The sequence below is a fragment of the Massilia varians genome, from assembly GCF_027923905.1.
Lineage (GTDB): Bacteria > Pseudomonadota > Gammaproteobacteria > Burkholderiales > Burkholderiaceae_D > Telluria > Telluria varians_B.
The window spans coordinates 4693223-4710912 of sequence record NZ_AP026966.1 but is presented as its reverse complement, the minus strand read 5'-3'; the positions used below and the strand labels follow the sequence as shown (position 1 = coordinate 4710912).

The following is a 17690-nucleotide window of genomic DNA, read 5'->3' as shown; positions in this document are numbered from 1 at the left end:
GGCTTAGAACTCCTGGGCGGTGGGGCGCAGCACGATTTCGTTGATGTCGACATCAGCCGGCTGTATGATCGCGTACGCAATCGCGCGCGCCACCGCATCGGACGGGATCGCCATCTCGTAGAAGTCATGCACCGCGCTCGCGCTCTCGGCGTGGCTGCTGCCGTGTTTCAGTTCCGATTCGACGGCGCCCGGGGAAATGACGGTGCTGCGGATCTTGCCGCCGACTTCAGCGCGCAGGCCTTCCGAAATGGCGCGCACGGCGAACTTGGTGGCGCTGTACACGGTCGCGTTGCCGAACATCTTCAGCCCGGCCACCGATGCGATGTTGATGAAATGGCCGCTTTCCTGCTTCTGGAACACGGGCAGCGCGGCCGCAATTCCGTACAGCACGCCCTTGACGTTAATGTCGAGCATGCTATCCCACTCGTCGACCTTCAGTTCGGCAAGCGGCGCCACGGCCATCAGGCCGGCGTTGTTGATCATCACGTCGAGCCGGCCGAAATTGGTCAGCGCGGCCTGCACCAGCGCCACCACGTCCTGCTTGCGGGTCACGTCGGTCACGACGATTTCGACCTTGCCGCCGGCGCCCCGGATGTCCGCGGCCAGCGCTTCGAGCCGATCCTGGCGGCGCGCGCCCAGCACCAGGTGCGCGCCCAGCGATGACAGTTGGCGCGCGGTCGCTTCGCCCAGGCCGCTGCTGGCGCCGGTAATCACGACTACTTTGCCTGCGATATCTTGGTTCATGAGTGCTTCCTTCGAAAGGGATGGGGTTCAGTTCAGGACACAGTATGAAAGTGCGGCGCAGCGTTGTATATGGAACAAGAGCGATTTCAGAATTCAAATTTGTGGAATAATCGACGGCTACAAGGAGTTTCTGCTTGCTGAACCAGACTGACCTGATACGAATCTTTTGCGCCGCTGCCGAATCGTCCAGCTTCCGCGAGGCCGCCGCGCGACTCGGCATTTCGCCGCAGGCGGTGACGCGTGCGGTCCAGCAGCTCGAGCGCCACTTCGGCGAAGTGCTGTTCCACCGCAGCACGCGGCAGATCCGCGTGACCGAGTTCGGCGGGCAGCTGGCCGCGCGCGCGCGCGATTCGCTGCTGCAGCTCGATGCCTTGTTCCAGCGCGCCAGCGATTCGGCCGAACCGGAACTGCCAACCCGCGTGCGCATCACGGCGCCGCGCAGCCTGGCGCGCATGCACTTGCTGCCGGCCCTGGCCAACCTAGCGCTGGCGCATCCGTCCATCATCGTCGACTTGCGCCTCGGTGATGCAATTGCGGACGTGGTGGACGAACAGATCGATATCGGGGTGCGCTTGGGATTCATGCGCGACAACCGCTTCGTGGCGCGCGCAGTGACCAAGATGTCGTTCGTGATTGCCGGCTCGCCTGCACTGGTGGCGCGCGCCGGGATTCCCGCGTCGCCGGACGCGCTGGCGGCGCTGCCGACCACCGGCTTTGTGGATAGTAGCAGCGGCAGGGTGTGGCCATGGTACCTGGCCGACGACAAGCAGTTCATGCCGGCCTCCCCGGCCTTCATGACCAACGATCCGGAGGCCGAGCGCGACGCCGTGCTGGCCGGCGTCGGCTACGGCCAGTTGCCGTACTACCTGGTCGCTGCCGACCTGGCAAGCGGACGCCTGGTCACGGTGCTCGACGAGTTCGCGCCACCCGCGTGGGATGTATTCGTCTATCGTCCGCAGCGCGGTCCAGTGCCGCCGCGCATCAGGCGCGTGTTCGACGCGATCGTCGAAGCTTTTTCCGACCCCGCGCTGGCGCGCGCCTGAGGCAGCGCGCCAGCTGCCCGCTCATGCGCATGGACACTGGCGTCGATGCGGCGTGGTTGGCCAGGCTGCTGCAGGAGCTGCGGTGAAGCTGCTGCCGGAGTCAGTCTGGCTGGCGCTCGATCCGGTCGATATGCGCACCGGCGTCGATGGCTTGTCCCTGCACGTGCAGCAGGCACTGGGCCGTGCGCCCTGCGACGGCACGGCCTATGTGTTCAGCAATCGGCGCCGCACGCGGCTCAAGGTGGTGAGCTGGGACGGCACCGGCGTGTGGATGTGCCTGCGCCGCCTGCATCGCGGCCAGTTCGTCTGGCCGGAGCCTGGCGACAAATGCTGGCAACTCAGCGCAGAGCAGTGGCAATGGCTGGTCATGGGCGTGGACTGGCAGCGCCTGTCGGCCCAGGCGCCCTCGCAATGGCGGCTGTAGGGCCGGCACGTATACTGTTTTGCTTGTAAACGTCGGCGCAGCTCGCTACACTGCATCCCCATGAATCTGCTCGACGAACTCGCCCGCACCGATATCGATCCCGCCATGCTGGCGAAGGTGCGTGCGCTGGTCGAGCAGCAGCAGGTCCAGCTGGCCGAGAAGGATTTCAAGATCACGGCCCTGACGCACGAACTGGCCTACCTCAAGCGCATCCGCTATGGCAAGGCCAGCGAAGTGCTCAGCGGCGAGCAGCGCTCGCTGTTCGAGGAGGCGGTTGACATGGACCTGGCCGCCATCGAGGGCAAGCTGGAAAGCCAGGCCAGCAGCAAGCCTGCGCGCAAGCGCGCTGGCCGTCAGTCACTGCCGCCCGAACTGCCGCGCATCGAGAACCGTCATGATCGCCGACACCCTCGACAGGCTGCCAACCTGCCCGAACAGCCGAATCTATTCGCTGCTGCCATTTGCAGACTCTACGCTGGCCTGACTCTGCCCTGAAGGTGGGGCGGCTGGACGCTTACCGTCAATGGGTCGAGGATCTTGGCTTCATCGCCCACATTCGAGCGCGCGATGAAGAAGCTTTAGAACTGAACAAGGATGCAGGATTTCGCGCCCGACGTTGGGTCGTCGAGCGCACGCACAGCTGAATGAATCGATTCCGTGGCCTGCTGATCCGTTGGCCGAAGAAGGCAGGCAACTATCTCGCCTGCCTTCACCTCGTTTGTGGAATCATTGCTTGGCGCTCAGCAGGTCTACTGGGATAGGCTCCAAATCGTCGGCCAGGGCGACTTACTGGGGTTGCTTAGCCTGGCAGCTTTGCCGCAAGAACGTCAACCTTTTCGATTGACGGCGGCTCGGCGAATAACTCACCCGCTTTTTCCATAAGCGCGGCTGCGACTTGACCGGAAAGATGAGCTTGCCGCCCAGCCTCATCTGGAAACGCGTCAAAAATGCCAAAGGTTGATGGCCCCAGGCGGATGCCGAACCAAGCTGTAGTAGCCGGCTCTGCCTGAACGAGGGGAAGACCACTTAACAGAAAGTTCTCTACTTCTTTCTCCTTACCCGGCTTGGCTTCTAGACGAACGAACAACGCAAGTTTGACCATGAGATATCTCCTGTAGTTAAACAGCCACCAAATTACCGACTTTCCGGTGAGCCAAATGTAATGATGACTGCACCGCCACCATTTGCGGCGAAGCCGCCTCCTGCACGTGGCAAAGAGTAGACACAGGGCGACACTGGGTTTCTCAACACTTCAGTGACTGCCTTGAGTTTAACACTTATACAACCAGATCGGTAATCCGACGAACTTCCGCTTCTGGCCGAACCGGCCCAGCCGGGTGAGGCGGTTCAGCATGGCAGCCCGTACTTGTCGCTCGGCGACCTGACGTTCGAAGTCGCGTGCCATGACGTGTTCGCCCAGCAACTTGAAACAGCGCATCTTGGTTTCAACAAGGCTATGCCGGTGGTAGCCGCTCCATCTCTTCCAGATTGCCCGTCCAGCCTTTTTGTAGCTTGCAGGATGTCGTTACGTGCATCGGCACCCGGTTGTTTGCCTTCCAGGGCTTGGCGTTCTTCCGGGTTGGGATGATGATGACATGCGCAATGCGCAACGCAATGCCTTCATGACAGTCCTTCGTGTCGTACGCACCGTCGCCATTGACGCTGGCAATGCGCTCGTCAGCAGAAATCTAGCTCAGCAGCGCTGGCAGGACAGGTGCGTCGCCGATACCGTTATCGGTCACTTCCATGGCCCGGATCTCGAGCGTAAACGCATCGATCCCGAGATGCACCTTGCGCCATTGGCGGCGATGTTTTGCCGCGTGCTTCTTCGTCTTCCACTCGCCTTCACCCAGCATCTTGATGCCAGTGCTGTCCACCAGCAGGTGCAAGCCCGTCGTGGTCGGCATAGCGATGGCCACCTGCAGCGTCTTTTTCCGCCTGCTGACCGTGCTGTAGTCTGGCCAGACTGCCATACTTACGCGCTTTACGCTGGCCGGGCCTGATTTACGCAACAGAGCCGCTTTCAACAACGCGCACTCGTGAAAAAATTTGTTATACCTTTCTTCCCTAATGCTGCTATTTGCGATGAATTTACTCTCGTTCTGAAAGGAAAGTCATGAAGGCACTCGTTTATAATGGTCCGTGCGACGTCCAAGTTAAAGACATGCCGGACGCCAAGATTGAAAAGCCGACTGACGTCTTGGTCCGTATCACGACAACTAACATCTGCGGGTCTGACCTGCACATGTACGAAGGCCGCACCAACATGGAAACGGGCCGTATTTTGGGCCACGAAAACATGGGTGAAGTCATCGAGGTCGGCAACGCCGTCGAGCGCGTTAAGGTCGGCGACGTTGTCTGTCTGCCGTTCAACATCGGCTGCGGCTTCTGCCAAAACTGCGAACGGGGCTTGTCCGGCTTTTGCCTCACGGCAAACCCAGGCACGGCCGGGGCTGCCTACGGTTTTGCCGGCATGGGTCCGTACAGCGGCGGCCAGGCCGAACTGCTACGGGTGCCGTTCGGCGATTACAACTGCTTGGTGCTGCCGGAAGACGCTAAGGAAAAGGAAAATGACTACGTGATGTTGTCGGACATTTTCCCGACCGGCTACCACGCTACCGAATTGGCTGGCCTCAAGCCGGGTGAATCGGTCGTGATCTACGGCGCCGGCCCGGTCGGCCTAATGGCTGCCATGTCTGCGTTCATTAAAGGCGCAAGCGAAGTTTTCGTCGTGGACACGCACAAGGATCGTTTGGCTCTGGCCGAAAAGATGGGCGCGGTGGCGATCGACGACACCGGAGGCGCCGGCGTCGAGAAAATCTTGAACCTTACTAACGGCGAAGGTGTCGACTGCGGCTGCGAATGCGTTGGTTATCAATGTTGCGACAAGCACGGTAAGGAAGTGCCAAATTTAACAATGAATAACTTGGTACAGACGGTCAAGCCTACTGGCGGCATTGGCGTAGTTGGTGTATTCATCCCACAAGATCCAAAGAGTCCAGACGCGTTAGGAAAGGAAGGTAAAATTGCCTTCGATTTCGGCAATTTTTGGTTCAAGGGTCAGAAGATTGGCACCGGCCAAGCCAACGTCAAGCATTACAACCGTTATTTGGCAAAGTTGATCCATAAAGGTAAAGCAACGCCTTCGCAGATCATTTCACACCAGCTTGGATTAGATGATGCACCGACTGCCTATCGGAATTTTGATAAACGTGCGGAAGGGTGGACCAAAGTCGTGCTAAAACCTAATAAATAAGGAAAATATTATTTATAGGCGCATGTTCAAAGACGATTTGTAAATTCAAAGTAGATAGGTTCTACAATAAACGGGCTCTCGCGCAATTTTATTTCATTTAGGGATAGTAAAGAGAGAGTATTGCGCGGAAGAACTTTGTTAGTTTCCGGTTTGATTAGCTTTGTTGCGTAAATTAGGCCTGACCAAGCTACTAGACCGTCAGCTTCCTCGCTGACCTGGCTGTCAAGTCCTGTCCGGTCATCAACGTCAGGCAGTACTCGACAGGCAGGGCGGCGCAGGAAATCAACGCGGAAAAACTCCCGGCAGGGGGGGGCGGACCTTTTTTTCGAAGCGACCAGAGGGTGACCAGAACGCAAAAAGCCCACGAACCGAAATTCGTGGGCTTCTTGGTAATTCATGGTAGGCCGTGCTGGGCTCGAACCAGCGACCAACGGATTAAAAGTCCGCTGCTCTACCAACTGAGCTAACGACCCGAAAGAGGCAGCATTATAGCCGGGCATTTCAGTTTGCGCTAGTGCTACCTGAACAAGACAGCAATCACACCAGTGCCGCAGTGACCTTCAGCACCTCATCCGCCGTGGTCACGCCCTCGACCACCTTCATCGCCCCCGCGATGCGCAAGGGCTTCATCCCATCCACGACGCTCTGCTGGCGCAGCTTCTGAATCTCGCCGGATTCCCGCACCACGCGCGCAAACCCTTCGCTCACGGTCAGCAGTTCATAGATACCCGTCCGCCCCCGATACCCCGTCTGCCGGCATTCCGGACACCCGATCGGCCGATATACCGAGGCAGGCTTCGGAATATTCCAGGCTCCCCCGATGCCCTGCCACACCTCATCACTGAGCTCGCCGCCAGGCGCCTTGCAGTCCGGGCACAGTGTCCGCACCAGCCTTTGCGCCATCACCCCGATCAAGGTCGCTTCCAGCAAATAATCCGGCACCCCCAGCTCCAGCAAACGCACCACCGCAGCGGGCGCGTCATTCGTATGCAGGGTAGAGAACACCAGATGTCCCGTCAGCGCCGCCTGGATCGCCATCTCTGCCGTCTGCAGGTCGCGGATCTCGCCCACCATGATGATGTCCGGATCCTGCCGCATCAGCGCCCGTATGCCATCGGCAAACGACAAGTCGATCCCCGGCTGCACCTGCATCTGGTTGAACGAGGCCTCGACCATTTCGATCGGATCCTCGACCGTGCACACGTTCACCTCGCTGGTGGCCAGCGCCTTCAGCGTGGTATACAAGGTCGTCGTCTTGCCCGACCCCGTTGGTCCGGTGACGAGAATGATCCCGTGCGGGCGATTGGTCAGTGCATCCCAGCGCGCCGCATCGTCCGGCGGAAAGCCCAGTTCCGGCAGCGTCTTGACGACCACTTCCGGATCGAAAATACGCATCACCAGCTTTTCGCCGAAGGCCGTCGGCAGCGTCGACAGGCGCAGTTCGACTTCCTGCCCGCCGGCGGTACGGGTCTTGATCCGCCCATCCTGCGGCCGCCGCTTTTCGATCACGTCCATCCGTCCCAGTAGCTTGATGCGCGCCGTCATCGCAATCATCACGACCGCCGGCACCTGGTACACCTGGTGCAGCACGCCGTCGATGCGGAAGCGGATTGTCGCGAACTCGCGCTTCGGTTCCAGGTGAATATCCGACGCGCGTTGTTCGAAGGCATAGCTCCACAGCCAGTCGACGATGTTGACGATGTGCTGGTCGTTCGCATCGAACTGCTTGTTCGATTTGCCCAGCTCGACCAGCTGCTCGAAATTGTTGCGCATCGCCAGGTCCTGCCCGGTATGGCGGTTGGCGTCGCGGATCGATTTGGCCAGGCTGAAGAACTGCGAGATGTACTGCGCGATATCGAGCGGATTGGCCAGCACCAGCTCGATTCTCCGGCGCGAGAGCTTGGCGATTTCCGCTTCCCATTCCACATTGGCCGGGTCGGCCGTCGCCACCACCAGCGTCGAGCCGGTCATTTCCACCGGCAGGATATTGAAGCGCGCCGCATAGCTGGCCGACATCACGTCCGCCACCTTGGTGAAGTCGATCTTCAGCGGATCGATACGGATGAAGGGCAGGCCGACCTTGCTCGCGCACCATTCGGTCAGCGCGTCCAGGGTCAGCAGGCGGTGCGGCGGCAGGTTTGACACCAGCTTGCACTGGGCCACGGCCGTAAGCGGATGCATCGATCCGGCCGCATTCTTCAGGATGCCCTGTGCCTGCGCGAACAGTGCCTTGACGTTTTCCTTGGTGACGATGTCGTCGGCCAGCAGCCAGGAGAAGATGGACTGCAGGTCGAGCGCCCGTAGGCGCGGCGTCTTGGAAGAAGCGGGGACGGCATGCGTGTTCACGTTCGGTTCCCGATAATGGAGGTGGTTCAGGCGGCCAGGATGCCCTTGACCCAGGACTTCGCCGGCAGCTTGGTGCTGGCGACGATCTGCGCCGCACGGTGAGTGAGCGCTTCCTTGTCCAGTTGCGGTCGGTTCCTGAAGCACAGCGCCACTACGTTGCCGTCGTGAACTTCCGGCAGGCAGATCACGTGTTCGAAGGCGAACTTCATGGCCTTCAGGTTCTTGGCAAAGCTCGGGTGGTCGCCGAACAGGTTGACGGTCATGATGCCACCATCTGCCAGGCAATCGTTGCAGGCCTGGTAGAACTCCGGCGTGTCCAGTACCGGCCCGCGCGCGGTGGCGTCGTACAGGTCGCACTGCAGTACGTCGAAGGCGCCGTGGTTCGCGGGATCGAGCACGAAATCCATCGCATCCATTTCCAGCACGTTCAGGCGCTCGTCGCTGGGCGGCAGCTTGAACATCGAGGCGCAGATATTGATCACCGACTCGTTGAGCTCGACGGCGGTGACGCTCGCGTCAAGGAACTGGCGGTAGCAGAACTTGGTCAAGGTGGCAGCACCCAGGCCCAGCTGGGCGATGGCGCGCGGCGATTCGATGAACAGCATCCAGGCCATCATCTGCTGCGCGTATTCCAGCTCCGGCCAGTCCGGCTTGCGGATGCGCATCGCACCCTGCACCCATTCGGTGCCGAAATGAAGGTAGCGGACGCCGTCCTGTTCGGACAGGGTGACGGGGGCGAACTTGGGCTTGCGCGCGGGACGGCGCGAGGATTCGGCCTGTTCGATGGATTTGCGTTTGATGAGCATAGGGCAACCTGGTTGAATCGCCCTATTATCGGGGGAGGGGTTCCCGCAGCGCAAGCACGCCTTCGGCACACGCTGCGGGTTGCCGGCGCGCGGCCGGCACAGGAATCAGTAATCGATCGGCTGGACCGACACGCGCAGGCGCACGCGGTTGCCCGGATCGCGGTTCATGACCGTGTTGTAGGTCTGGCCGCGGAATTCGTAGGTGACGTCGTAGCCGTTGGTGCGCGACTCGATGCTGTCGACGGTGCGGCACTGGCGCACGGCCTGTTCCTGCACGGCCGGGCCGCCGCGGTTGGCGTTTTCCGAACGGTCGCCGATCATGGCGCCGGCGATGGCGCCGGCTGCCGTGGCGGCGACACGGCCACTGCCGCTGCCGACCTGGTTGCCGAGCAGGCCGCCAACGACACCGCCGACGATGCCGCCGCCGACGCCGCGTTGCTGCTGGACCGGCACCTGCACGTATTCGGTGCGGCATTCCTGGCGCGGGATCCGGATTTCTTCCAGGCGCGGCTGGACACGCACCACGCGGCCGAAGTCTTCGAAATCCTGGGCCTGGGCCAGCGGCAGCGTGGCGAGGCCCATGGCGGCAATGATCAGTTTGGCTTGAATGTTCATGTTCTACCTCGTAGTGGGCAATCGACGAGTCTGGTGGGGGAAGGGAACCGACCGGACTTTCATGCCTCCTATGGTAATCCGATCCGCCGGGCTCATCCCAATCCGCGTGGCAACAAAATGTAACAGCAACGCAAGCATTTTCTGCTTCGCGCAAGAATGACAGGGCTGTTGTGAGAGGCGTAACTTATACAGACGAGCACATACTAATTTTTACAAATGCAATTCCTGTAATCACATTTGGGTTGCTTCCAATACCACAAAACGTTACCCTTACATACTAAGGGTCTTTTATTGGCGCATGGAAACAACAGCGGGAGAGATGAATGCGGCGGATGCCAACCGTCGCGCAATGTGGTGCGTGAACGCCCACATCACACCGACCTGGTCAACTTGAGGAAAAAATGAGTTTGTTGATGAGAGTGCCGCCCAATCTTGTGCAGTCGATCCGCGCCTTCCGCGTCGCCGAGCTGCAGCAGGAGGCTGCGCGCCTGGGTCAGCACTTCCTGTATGCACATTGTGCCAACACCTTGACCAAGCAGCAGGTGTGCGCCCGCATCGGCGAGAACTTTTATTTCCCCAAACCCTGCAGCAAGAATTTTGACGCGCTGCGTAAGTGCCTCACTGAAACTGTTGCCGAGGCCGGCCCCCAGCCGGGCTTCCTCGTCGTCCTCGAGCAATTGCCAAGCGCGCAAAAATTCGACAAGGAAGCGCGCGAGAACCTGCTCGACGTCTTCCGCGACGCGGCCGAATTCTGGGCCGAAAAGAAGGTCCCGTTCCGCGTATTCTACTCGTTCGCTATCCCGGCCTAAGGCCGAACCTCTGGCAGAACCCCCTCCCACCCGCCGACGGTTGCCCGTCGGTGATACGGTACAATGCGCGGTATGAAAAATATCGTCATCCTGATTTCCGGCCGTGGCAGCAACATGGAAGCGATCGTGCGCGCCATGGAAAGCGAAGGCTGGCCGGCGCGGATTGCTGCCGTCATCAGCAACAAGCCGGAAGCCAAAGGCTTGGAATACGCGCAGGCGCGCGGCATTCCGACCGCGGTCGTGGCCAACAAGGAATACGCCAGCCGCGCCGAGTTCGACGCGGCGCTGCAGGAAACGATCGACCGCTTCGCTCCCGACCTGGTCGTGCTCGCCGGCTTCATGCGCATCCTGACGGCGCCTTTCGTCGAGCATTACGCCGGCCGCATGCTGAACATCCACCCGTCGCTGCTGCCGCTGTACCCCGGCCTGGGGACGCACCAGCAGGCGATCGATGCCGGCGACAAGGAGCATGGCGCGACCGTCCATTTCGTCACGGCCGAGCTCGATCACGGTCCGATCGTGGCCCAGGCGCGCATTCCCGTGCTGCCCGACGATACCGAGGACACACTGTCTGCCCGTCTCCTCGTCGAAGAACACAAGCTCTACCCGTATGCGGTGCGCCTCTTCGTCGAAGACAGGCTCAGTATTGAAGAAAACGGCGACGTGCGCATCAAAGACGGCGCACTCGCCTAAAACCACCAGAATTTAACGAAGGAACACCATGAGATTGCCTCCAGCGATCATTGGCAATACCGAAGAGGTATTGCGCGAGATCCTGCGCTTTATGTCGCCCGCCGACGTCACCCTGTCGCGCTACTTCAAGGACCACCCGCGTTTCGGCGGCCGCGAGCGCGGCGTCATCGCCGAGGCGGTGTATGCCGTCCTGCGCAACAAGTCCTTCTATACCGACTTCGCCGGCGCCGGCAACACGCCCTCGATGCGCAAGCTGGCCCTGCTGGGCCTGGCCGAAACCGTGGGCATTGACGCGCTGGGCGGCCTGAGCGAGGACGAAACCCATCTGCTCACCCGCGTCAAGGAAGTCGACCGTTCGCTGCTGCCGCCGCAAATGCAGGCCAACATGCCGGCCTGGCTGTACGACAAGCTGGTGGCGCAATTCGGCGAAGCCGAAGCCCTTGAACTGGCCGCCGTGCTGAACACCCCGGCGCCGCTCGACCTGCGCGTGAACTCCATCAAGGCCAACCGCGACGAAGTCATCGCCGAACTGGCCAAGGCGCCGATCGCCGCCGAGCCGATGCCTTACGCGCCGCTCGGCCTGCGCGTCCTGAAGAAGCCGGCGCTGCAGAACCTGCCGCTGTTCAAGGAAGGCGCGATCGAGGTGCAGGACGAGGGCAGCCAGGTGCTGGCCCAGATCGTCGGCGCGCGCCGCGGCGAGATGGTGGTGGACTTCTGCGCCGGCGCCGGCGGCAAGACCCTGGCACTGGGCGCGACGATGCGCAATACCGGGCGCCTGTACGCCTTCGACGTCTCGGAGAAGCGCCTGGCCAAGCTGAAGCCGCGCATGGCGCGCAGCGGGCTGTCGAACGTGCACCCGCAGCTGATCGCGCACGAGCGCGACGCCAAGATCAAGCGCCTGGCCGGCAAGATCGACCGCGTGCTGGTCGACGCGCCGTGCTCCGGCCTGGGCACCCTGCGCCGCAACCCGGACGTCAAGTGGCGCCAGCGCCCGGAAGCCGTGGCCGAGATGCAGGAAAAGCAGGCCTCGATCCTGGACGGCGCCGCGCGCCTGGTCAAGAACGGCGGCCGCCTGGTGTACGCCACCTGCAGCCTGCTGAACGAAGAGAATGACGTGATCGTCGAACAATTCCTGGCCACCCATCCGGACTTCGAACTGGTACCGATGAGCAAGGTGCTGGCCGAGCAGAAGATTCCGCTCGAGATGGACCAGTACCTCAAGATGCTGCCGCACAAGCACCAGACCGATGGCTTCTTCGCCGCCGTGCTCGAACGCAAGGCCAAGGCCAAGGCCAAGGCAGCGCCGGCCGACGAGTCGGAAGTCGCCCAGACCGAGGAATAACGCCGACACATGCCGCTCCAGCAACTGCTGGCCGACCTGCTCGGCGATATCCGACAGCCTGCCATCCTGTGGCAGGCGCTTGCCATCGTCCTGTGCGTCACGGTCGGCTGGGGTCTGGCGCGGCTGATGCACCGTTCCTGGCTGCAGAGCCACCAGGAACAGCGCGAGGGCCTGATCGGCCTGGGCGTGGCCAGCTTCAGCCGCGTGCTGCCGCCGCTGCTGATCCTGGGCCTCTTGGTGACCACGCGCGCCGTCATGGCGCACTACCAGAGCGTGCACCTGCTCGACATCGCGGTGCCGCTGGCGTCCTCGTTCGCGGTGATCCGCACCTTCTTCTACCTGCTGCGCCGGGTGTTCGCACGCCGCGGCCAGCTGGGCGAGGCGCTCCAGACCTTCGAGAAAATCTTCGCGCTGGTGGTCTGGCTCGGCGTGGCCCTGCACATCGTCGGCGTGCTGCCGGATGTGATCGCCTACTTCGACAAGACCGAACTGCCGATCGGCAAGCACAGGCTGTCCCTGGCCGACCTGGTCGAGGGGACGGTCTCGATCGTGGTGCTGATGATGCTGGCGCTGTGGGCCGGCGCTGCGCTGGAAGAACGCCTGATGCATGTGGAACGCATGCACAGCTCGATCAAGGTCGTGCTGGCGCGCATGAGCCGGGCGGTGCTGATCCTCGTGGCCGTGCTGTTCAGCCTGTCGCTGGCGGGCCTGGACCTGACCGTGCTGTCGGTATTCGGCGGCGCGCTCGGCGTCGGCCTCGGTCTCGGCATGCAGCGCATTGCCAGTAACTATGTGTCCGGCTTCATCATCTTGCTGGAACGCAGCCTGACGATCGGCGATCCCATCACGCTCGATAAATACTCGGGCAAGGTGGCGCGTATCAATACGCGCTACACCGTGCTGCGCGGCGCCGACGGCACCCAGACCCTGTTGCCGAACGAGATGCTGATCACCGGCGTGGTGCTGAACCAGTCCTCGACCAACCGCAACGTGCGCGCCGTGACCAAAATCACCGTGTCTTACGACAGCGATCTGTCGACCGTGATGCCCTTGCTGGAGGCCCAGCCGCGCGGCGTGCCGCGGGTGCTGGAACAGCCGGCGCCGAACGTGCTGCTCAATGCCTTCACCAACGACGGCTACGAGCTGGAGGTCGGTTTCTGGCTGGGCGACCCGGAAAACGGGCAGGGCGGACCGATCTCCGACGTGAACAAGAAGATCTATGCGCTTGTACAGACAGGCGAGATCAAACTTGGCCATCCGTCCATGGATACGCGCCTGCTCGATGCCCACATTACATCAGTTGTGGCGCGAACCCCGACTGCGCCTTGAAATAAGGCATGCATTCAAGCTTTAATGCGTGCCGTGGGTCACTGGAACCGCGTAAAATGTCGGGTTGCGAACGCCACGACTGGTGGCGTATCGACGCGATATCCATGGAGACTGAATGAATTTCTTGAGTAGCGAACCCGTGCAAGCCGTGCTGACTTTCCTGTCCACCGGCCTGCTCGACTTCACCGCATGGCAGGTCGTCATCGCCACGCTGGTGCTGACGCACATCACGATCGCCGCCGTGACGATCTACCTGCACCGCCACCAGGCGCACCGCGCCCTCGACCTGCACCCGATCCCGAGCCATTTCTTCCGCTTCTGGCTGTGGCTGACCACCGGTCAGGTCACCAAGGAATGGGCATCGATCCACCGCAAGCACCACGCCAAGTGCGATACCGAGGAAGATCCGCACAGCCCGCAGACCCGCGGCATCCGCAAGGTGCTGTTCGAAGGCGCCGAGCTGTACCGTGCTGAAAGCAAGGTCAAGGAAACCATGGAGAAATACGGCCATGGCACTCCGGACGACTGGATCGAGCGCAACCTGTACACCAAGCACAGCGCCATGGGCGTGGTGCTGATGCTGTTCATTAATCTTGCGCTGTTCGGCATCATCGGCATCTCGGTGTGGGCGGTCCAGATGATGTGGATCCCGATCACCGCGGCCGGCATCATCAACGGCATCGGCCACTACTGGGGCTACCGCAACTACGACTGCAGCGATGCGGCCACCAACATCTTCCCGCTGGGCATCCTGATCGGTGGCGAGGAACTGCACAACAACCACCACACCTTCGCCACTTCGGCCAAGCTGTCGAGCAAGTGGTACGAGTTCGACCTGGGCTGGGGCTACATCCGCATCCTGGAAACCCTGCGCCTGGCCAAGGTGAAGAAGGTCGCGCCGGCGCCGAAGTTCGCCAAGGACAAGATGGTGGCCGACCTCGACACCCTGCAGTCGGTGATCGCCAACCGCTACGACGTGATGGCCAAGTACGCCAAGTCGGTGCGCCACGCCTTCCGCGAGGAGTTCGAACACCTGAAGCACAAGGCCGAGCTGGAAGCGCGCTTCCTGAAGAGCTCGCGCAAGCTGATGCAGCGCGAGCCGGGCAAGCTGGAGCACTCGCAGAAGCAGCAACTGGTCGAGCTGTTCCAGCACAGCAAGGCGCTGGAAACCATGCACCAGATGCGCGTGGAACTGGGCGCGATCTGGGAACGTTCGCACGCGACCCGCGACCAGCTGCTGCAGCAACTGCAGGACTGGTGCGCACGCGCCGAAGCCTCGGGCATCAAGTCGCTGCAGGACTTCTCGCTGCGCCTGCGCAGCTACGCATAAGCGGCGCGTGTCGCAACAAGGGCGGCTCCTTCGGGAGCCGCTTTTTTTTGTCAGATCGGCAGCAGTAGGGTGGTCGGGTCCTCCCGACCGCGCGTTCAACCAGCCCTCGTTCAGCCACACATGGATTCATGCGAAGTTTGAACGCGCGGCCGGCATAGCCGACTACCCTACGAAGCTCATCAAGCTGCGTAGCTGTTCTCAGATCAGGAGCAGCTGCGCATCGTCCGGCAGCACCAGCCGCGCGCGCGGGTCGAGTTCCTCGTTGCCGGTAAAGCGGTGGCAGTACACCGGGGAATTGGCGTGGTTGCGCGACGGTTCGCTGGTGGGGTAGCGCGCCAGCAGGCGTGTGCCGTCGACCACCTCGACCTGGGCGCGCGGCGACAGGCTGCATACCGACACGCCCAGCCTGCGCATCGCGGCCCAGTTCAGGAAGCGGTGGTGCCAGGGCACGAGCGGATCGATGGTGGCGTGCACGTCGCGCAGCAGGCGCCGCAGTTCGCCGATGGTCCAGGCATCCGGCGCCAGGGTCGGGACCAGCACCAGGTTGGCGCGCAGCTCGGACGGATGCTTGTTGATCAGGAAGCCGCCGTCTTCCTGCGCGATCCGGTCGGCGACCGGCACGATGTACAGGCCGTGGTCGTCGGCGCGCAGCGGCAGCGATTCGCCGCCGCCCTCGAGCCAGAGCGCCAGGTCGTCGGTGCGGACGCCGGCCCGGATTGGACGCAGCTGCACCGCCAGCGCGGCGCGCCCGGCTAGGCTTTTCTGGACCGCCTTGGCCATCGGATAAAACAGGGGGCGGTAGGGGAGCAGGCGCATGCGTGCAGCGGCCTTGACCTCGACCATCGGCAAGTCTTCGGGACCGGCCGCCCGGGCGTGCGCGGGCAGGGCGCACAGCAGGCAGGCGGCAAGCAGGGACAGCACAGGCAGTTTCAGCAGCGGATGCATGCTGGTTCGTGGTGAAGTCGGCAAGAACCCTCATGCTTTCACGGCCGAACGGATCGTGCAATATGCGCACCCGATCCCGCTGCGCCGAGTCAAGGCAGTGTTGTATTCGCGACGGCGCACGCCGGACCCGGCAATAAAAAAAGCCGCCAGTCGAAACGGGCGGCTTTTTACAGAAACAAGATCGATTACTTGATCTTGGTTTCCTTGTAGATCACGTGCTTGCGTGCCTTCGGGTCGAATTTGGTGATTTCCATCTTCGCCGGCATGGTGCGCTTGTTCTTGGTGGTGGTGTAGAAGTGACCGGTACCTGCGGTCGATTCCAGCTTGATTTTGTCGCGGCCAGTTTTTGCCATGATAGCTCCCTAATTAAACTTTTTCGCCACGGGCACGCATGTCGGCCAGCACGGCGTCGATGCCGAGCTTGTCGATCACGCGCAGACCGGCGTTGGACAGACGCAGGGAGACCCAGCGGTTTTCCGATTCCACGAAGATGCGGCGGTTCTGCAGGTTCGGCAGGAAACGACGCTTGGTTTTGTTGTTAGCGTGGGAGACGTTGTTGCCAACCATCACTCCCTTGCCGGTAACTTGGCAGACACGTGCCATAGTGCACTCCTTAAGAATATCCAGATTTGGAAAAACGAGAGTATAGCGTGAAAACTGAAAGCAAATCAATCACTTGCGAAAAACAATTGTGTCTTATAGTGGCTCGAATATTTAACAATTGCTGATGAGTTCGCTATAGCCTTGTTTTGGCAGTGTTTACCGGCATCCTTCCTCATAGTTGTCCGTGCTCGGCGAAGGAATGCACGTGTGTCCCCGCCACCACGAAATGGTCGAGCACGCGGATGTCGACCAGGGCCAGCGCCTGCGCCAGGCTCGCGGTCAGGCGCAGGTCCGCCTCGCTCGGCTCGGGGACACCGGACGGATGGTTGTGCGCCAGGATCACGGCCGCGGCATTGCGGCGCAGCGCCGCCTTCACCACCTCGCGCGGATACACGCTGGTATGGGTCAGCGTGCCGCGAAACATCTCTTCATAGTTGATCAGGCGGTTCTTGACGTCCAGGAAGAGCACGACGAAGGATTCGTGCGCCTGCAGCGCGAACTGGTGGCGCAGCCAGGCGCGCACCGCGTCCGGCGAGCACATGCCTTCGCGTTCGAATTCCTCGGCCACGGCGCGCCGCGTCAGTTCGATTGCCGCCTGCAACTGGGCATACTTGGCCGGACCGAGCCCGTGCAAGGCGCCGAACTCGCTGGAACTGGCATGCAGCAGCCGGTGCAGCGAGCCGAAGTGGTCCAGCATGTCGCGCGCCAGCGCCACCGCACTTTTTCCGGCGACACCCACGCGCAGGAAGATCGCCAGCAGTTCGGTGTCCGACAGCACTTGCGGGCCGCCGCGCAGCAGCCGTTCGCGCGGACGTTGCTCTTCCGGCCATTCGGTGATTCTCATTGTCTGATCCTTGCGATAAAAAGGGACGCGCCGGGGCAGGGAGGCCGGGCGTGGCTTACAATAGCGGTTTGCCTGCAACAGGCCTGCCTGTCACCACAAAGAACATGTCCAACGCTCCAGTCGTCAACGAATCGTCCTACCTGACCCTGCATTATCGGCTGGCCACCGCCGACGGTACTGATCTCATCACTACCTTCAACGGCACGCCGGCCACCTTGATGCTGGGCCAGGGCCAGCTTGCACCCTTCCTCGAATCGCGCCTGATCGGCCTGCCGGAAGGCGCACACCAGACTTTCCAGCTGAGCGCGCTTGACGCTTTCGGCGAACGCAACCCGGACCTGATCCAGCCGGTATCGAAGGCAACGCTGGAAGAGAACTCGGTGCCGGATGCCGACTACAAGGTCGGCGAGCTGATCGAGTTCAACGCGCCCAAGGGCGGCCGCTTCGCCGGCGTTCTGCTGGAGATGCGCGAGACCACCGCGCTGTTCGATTTCAACCATCCGCTGGCCGGCCAGGCCCTGCAATTCGAAGTGAAACTGATTTCGGTTCTGTAATAACAGG

20 protein-coding genes, 1 tRNA gene and 2 pseudogenes are annotated in these 17690 nt (G+C 61.7%); 11 read left to right on the top strand and 12 right to left on the bottom strand.

Features of this window, described 5'->3' with window-relative positions; translation table 11 throughout:
• Positions 1-3: 3 nt before the first annotated feature.
• Positions 4-744, bottom strand: coding sequence for an SDR family oxidoreductase (locus tag MasN3_RS21305; protein ID WP_281910051.1), 741 nt, complete (start codon positions 742-744; stop codon positions 4-6).
• Positions 745-878: 134 nt separating this feature from the next.
• Between MasN3_RS21305 and MasN3_RS21300 the strand changes: the two genes are divergently transcribed.
• The 4 genes and pseudogenes from MasN3_RS21300 to MasN3_RS21285 form a co-directional block, all read left to right on the top strand.
• Entirely contained in the window at positions 879-1787 is a 909-nt protein-coding gene (locus MasN3_RS21300; protein WP_281910049.1) for a LysR family transcriptional regulator, read from the top strand.
• A 52-nt stretch (positions 1788-1839) separates the two neighbouring features.
• Positions 1840-2211, top strand: coding sequence for an IS66 family insertion sequence element accessory protein TnpB (gene tnpB, locus MasN3_RS21295; RefSeq protein ID WP_281910048.1), 372 nt, complete (start codon positions 1840-1842; stop codon positions 2209-2211).
• A gap of 60 nt (positions 2212-2271) precedes the next feature.
• Positions 2272-2706 carry a transposase gene (locus MasN3_RS21290; RefSeq protein WP_281910047.1) on the top strand — a complete coding sequence of 145 codons (435 nt, stop codon included), beginning with the start codon at positions 2272-2274 and terminating at the stop codon, positions 2704-2706.
• Between the two features lie 23 nt (positions 2707-2729).
• Positions 2730-2972: pseudogene (locus tag MasN3_RS21285) on the top strand (transposase); the annotation flags it as partial.
• A gap of 38 nt (positions 2973-3010) precedes the next feature.
• Here MasN3_RS21285 and MasN3_RS21280 read toward each other — a convergent pair.
• Positions 3011-3313, bottom strand: coding sequence for a putative quinol monooxygenase (locus MasN3_RS21280; RefSeq protein WP_281910045.1), 303 nt, complete (start codon positions 3311-3313; stop codon positions 3011-3013).
• Between the two features lie 168 nt (positions 3314-3481).
• Positions 3482-4172 (bottom strand): annotated as a pseudogene (locus tag MasN3_RS21275) (IS5 family transposase); the annotation flags it as partial.
• A gap of 155 nt (positions 4173-4327) precedes the next feature.
• On the opposite strand from MasN3_RS21275, the gene MasN3_RS21270 reads away from it, so the two are divergent.
• On the top strand, positions 4328-5467 hold the full coding sequence (locus tag MasN3_RS21270; protein WP_281910043.1) for a glutathione-independent formaldehyde dehydrogenase: 1140 nt from the start codon (positions 4328-4330) through the stop codon (positions 5465-5467).
• Between the two features lie 26 nt (positions 5468-5493).
• On the opposite strand, the gene MasN3_RS21265 is transcribed toward MasN3_RS21270, so the two are convergent.
• The 5 genes from MasN3_RS21265 to MasN3_RS21245 all read right to left on the bottom strand — a co-directional run bounded on the left by MasN3_RS21265 (position 5494) and on the right by MasN3_RS21245 (position 9234).
• Positions 5494-5865 (bottom strand): hypothetical protein, encoded by a 372-nt coding sequence (locus tag MasN3_RS21265; protein WP_281910041.1) that lies wholly within the window; start codon positions 5863-5865, stop codon positions 5494-5496.
• Positions 5865-5940, bottom strand: a tRNA-Lys gene (locus MasN3_RS21260). The genes MasN3_RS21265 and MasN3_RS21260 overlap by 1 nt, the downstream gene beginning before the upstream one ends.
• A 64-nt stretch (positions 5941-6004) precedes the next feature.
• Positions 6005-7648 carry a GspE/PulE family protein gene (locus MasN3_RS21255; protein WP_370662373.1) on the bottom strand — a complete coding sequence of 548 codons (1644 nt, stop codon included), beginning with the start codon at positions 7646-7648 and terminating at the stop codon, positions 6005-6007.
• Between the two features lie 191 nt (positions 7649-7839).
• Complete coding sequence (locus MasN3_RS21250) at positions 7840-8619, bottom strand: spermidine synthase (RefSeq protein WP_281910038.1); 780 nt, start codon at positions 8617-8619, stop codon at positions 7840-7842.
• A gap of 105 nt (positions 8620-8724) precedes the next feature.
• Positions 8725-9234 (bottom strand): glycine zipper 2TM domain-containing protein, encoded by a 510-nt coding sequence (locus MasN3_RS21245; protein ID WP_036214580.1) that lies wholly within the window; start codon positions 9232-9234, stop codon positions 8725-8727.
• A 401-nt stretch (positions 9235-9635) separates the two neighbouring features.
• Between MasN3_RS21245 and MasN3_RS21240 the strand changes: the two genes are divergently transcribed.
• From MasN3_RS21240 to MasN3_RS21220, 5 genes are all read left to right on the top strand, one after another.
• Positions 9636-10043 carry a barstar family protein gene (locus MasN3_RS21240; protein ID WP_027865202.1) on the top strand — a complete coding sequence of 136 codons (408 nt, stop codon included), beginning with the start codon at positions 9636-9638 and terminating at the stop codon, positions 10041-10043.
• A 72-nt stretch (positions 10044-10115) separates the two neighbouring features.
• On the top strand, positions 10116-10736 hold the full coding sequence (purN, locus tag MasN3_RS21235; protein WP_036214583.1) for a phosphoribosylglycinamide formyltransferase: 621 nt from the start codon (positions 10116-10118) through the stop codon (positions 10734-10736).
• Positions 10737-10764: 28 nt separating this feature from the next.
• On the top strand, positions 10765-12078 hold the full coding sequence (locus MasN3_RS21230) for an RsmB/NOP family class I SAM-dependent RNA methyltransferase (protein WP_281910033.1): 1314 nt from the start codon (positions 10765-10767) through the stop codon (positions 12076-12078).
• Positions 12079-12087: 9 nt separating this feature from the next.
• Positions 12088-13407 (top strand): mechanosensitive ion channel family protein, encoded by a 1320-nt coding sequence (locus tag MasN3_RS21225; protein ID WP_281910031.1) that lies wholly within the window; start codon positions 12088-12090, stop codon positions 13405-13407.
• Between the two features lie 115 nt (positions 13408-13522).
• Positions 13523-14737, top strand: a complete 1215-nt coding sequence (locus MasN3_RS21220) for a DesA family fatty acid desaturase (protein ID WP_281910028.1) — start codon at positions 13523-13525, stop codon at positions 14735-14737.
• 198 nt (positions 14738-14935) lie between these two features.
• Here MasN3_RS21220 and MasN3_RS21215 read toward each other — a convergent pair whose 3' ends face one another.
• The 4 genes from MasN3_RS21215 to radC form a co-directional block, all read right to left on the bottom strand.
• Positions 14936-15682 carry a hypothetical protein gene (locus MasN3_RS21215; RefSeq protein ID WP_281910026.1) on the bottom strand — a complete coding sequence of 249 codons (747 nt, stop codon included), beginning with the start codon at positions 15680-15682 and terminating at the stop codon, positions 14936-14938.
• A gap of 185 nt (positions 15683-15867) precedes the next feature.
• Entirely contained in the window at positions 15868-16035 is a 168-nt protein-coding gene (rpmG, locus tag MasN3_RS21210) for a 50S ribosomal protein L33 (protein ID WP_005665735.1), read from the bottom strand.
• A 13-nt stretch (positions 16036-16048) separates the two neighbouring features.
• Positions 16049-16285, bottom strand: a complete 237-nt coding sequence (rpmB, locus tag MasN3_RS21205; RefSeq protein ID WP_026354825.1) for a 50S ribosomal protein L28 — start codon at positions 16283-16285, stop codon at positions 16049-16051.
• A 172-nt stretch (positions 16286-16457) separates the two neighbouring features.
• Entirely contained in the window at positions 16458-17129 is a 672-nt protein-coding gene (gene radC / locus MasN3_RS21200; protein WP_281910016.1) for a RadC family protein, read from the bottom strand.
• Positions 17130-17233: 104 nt separating this feature from the next.
• On the opposite strand from radC, the gene MasN3_RS21195 reads away from it, so the two are divergent.
• Positions 17234-17683, top strand: a complete 450-nt coding sequence (locus MasN3_RS21195; protein ID WP_036214603.1) for an FKBP-type peptidyl-prolyl cis-trans isomerase — start codon at positions 17234-17236, stop codon at positions 17681-17683.
• Positions 17684-17690 lie beyond the last annotated feature (7 nt).

What these genes read in the sequence shown, in the direction of transcription:
- MasN3_RS21245 (WP_036214580.1), bottom strand. Translation starts at nt 9,234, where the DNA reads ATGAACATTCAAGCCAAACTGATCATTGCCGCCATGGGCCTCGCCACG.
- MasN3_RS21240 (WP_027865202.1), top strand. Translation starts at nt 9,636, where the DNA reads ATGAGTTTGTTGATGAGAGTGCCGCCCAATCTTGTGCAGTCGATCCGC.
- MasN3_RS21280 (WP_281910045.1), bottom strand. Translation starts at nt 3,313, where the DNA reads ATGGTCAAACTTGCGTTGTTCGTTCGTCTAGAAGCCAAGCCGGGTAAG.
- MasN3_RS21255 (WP_370662373.1), bottom strand. Translation starts at nt 7,648, where the DNA reads ATGCATCCGCTTACGGCCGTGGCCCAGTGCAAGCTGGTGTCAAACCTG.
- purN (WP_036214583.1), top strand. Translation starts at nt 10,116, where the DNA reads ATGAAAAATATCGTCATCCTGATTTCCGGCCGTGGCAGCAACATGGAA.
- rpmG (WP_005665735.1), bottom strand. Translation starts at nt 16,035, where the DNA reads ATGGCAAAAACTGGCCGCGACAAAATCAAGCTGGAATCGACCGCAGGT.
- MasN3_RS21220 (WP_281910028.1), top strand. Translation starts at nt 13,523, where the DNA reads ATGAATTTCTTGAGTAGCGAACCCGTGCAAGCCGTGCTGACTTTCCTG.
- MasN3_RS21290 (WP_281910047.1), top strand. Translation starts at nt 2,272, where the DNA reads ATGAATCTGCTCGACGAACTCGCCCGCACCGATATCGATCCCGCCATG.
- MasN3_RS21225 (WP_281910031.1), top strand. Translation starts at nt 12,088, where the DNA reads ATGCCGCTCCAGCAACTGCTGGCCGACCTGCTCGGCGATATCCGACAG.
- radC (WP_281910016.1), bottom strand. Translation starts at nt 17,129, where the DNA reads ATGAGAATCACCGAATGGCCGGAAGAGCAACGTCCGCGCGAACGGCTG.
- MasN3_RS21265 (WP_281910041.1), bottom strand. Translation starts at nt 5,865, where the DNA reads ATGAATTACCAAGAAGCCCACGAATTTCGGTTCGTGGGCTTTTTGCGT.
- MasN3_RS21215 (WP_281910026.1), bottom strand. Translation starts at nt 15,682, where the DNA reads ATGCATCCGCTGCTGAAACTGCCTGTGCTGTCCCTGCTTGCCGCCTGC.
- MasN3_RS21250 (WP_281910038.1), bottom strand. Translation starts at nt 8,619, where the DNA reads ATGCTCATCAAACGCAAATCCATCGAACAGGCCGAATCCTCGCGCCGT.
- rpmB (WP_026354825.1), bottom strand. Translation starts at nt 16,285, where the DNA reads ATGGCACGTGTCTGCCAAGTTACCGGCAAGGGAGTGATGGTTGGCAAC.
- MasN3_RS21270 (WP_281910043.1), top strand. Translation starts at nt 4,328, where the DNA reads ATGAAGGCACTCGTTTATAATGGTCCGTGCGACGTCCAAGTTAAAGAC.
- MasN3_RS21305 (WP_281910051.1), bottom strand. Translation starts at nt 744, where the DNA reads ATGAACCAAGATATCGCAGGCAAAGTAGTCGTGATTACCGGCGCCAGC.
- MasN3_RS21195 (WP_036214603.1), top strand. Translation starts at nt 17,234, where the DNA reads ATGTCCAACGCTCCAGTCGTCAACGAATCGTCCTACCTGACCCTGCAT.
- MasN3_RS21230 (WP_281910033.1), top strand. Translation starts at nt 10,765, where the DNA reads ATGAGATTGCCTCCAGCGATCATTGGCAATACCGAAGAGGTATTGCGC.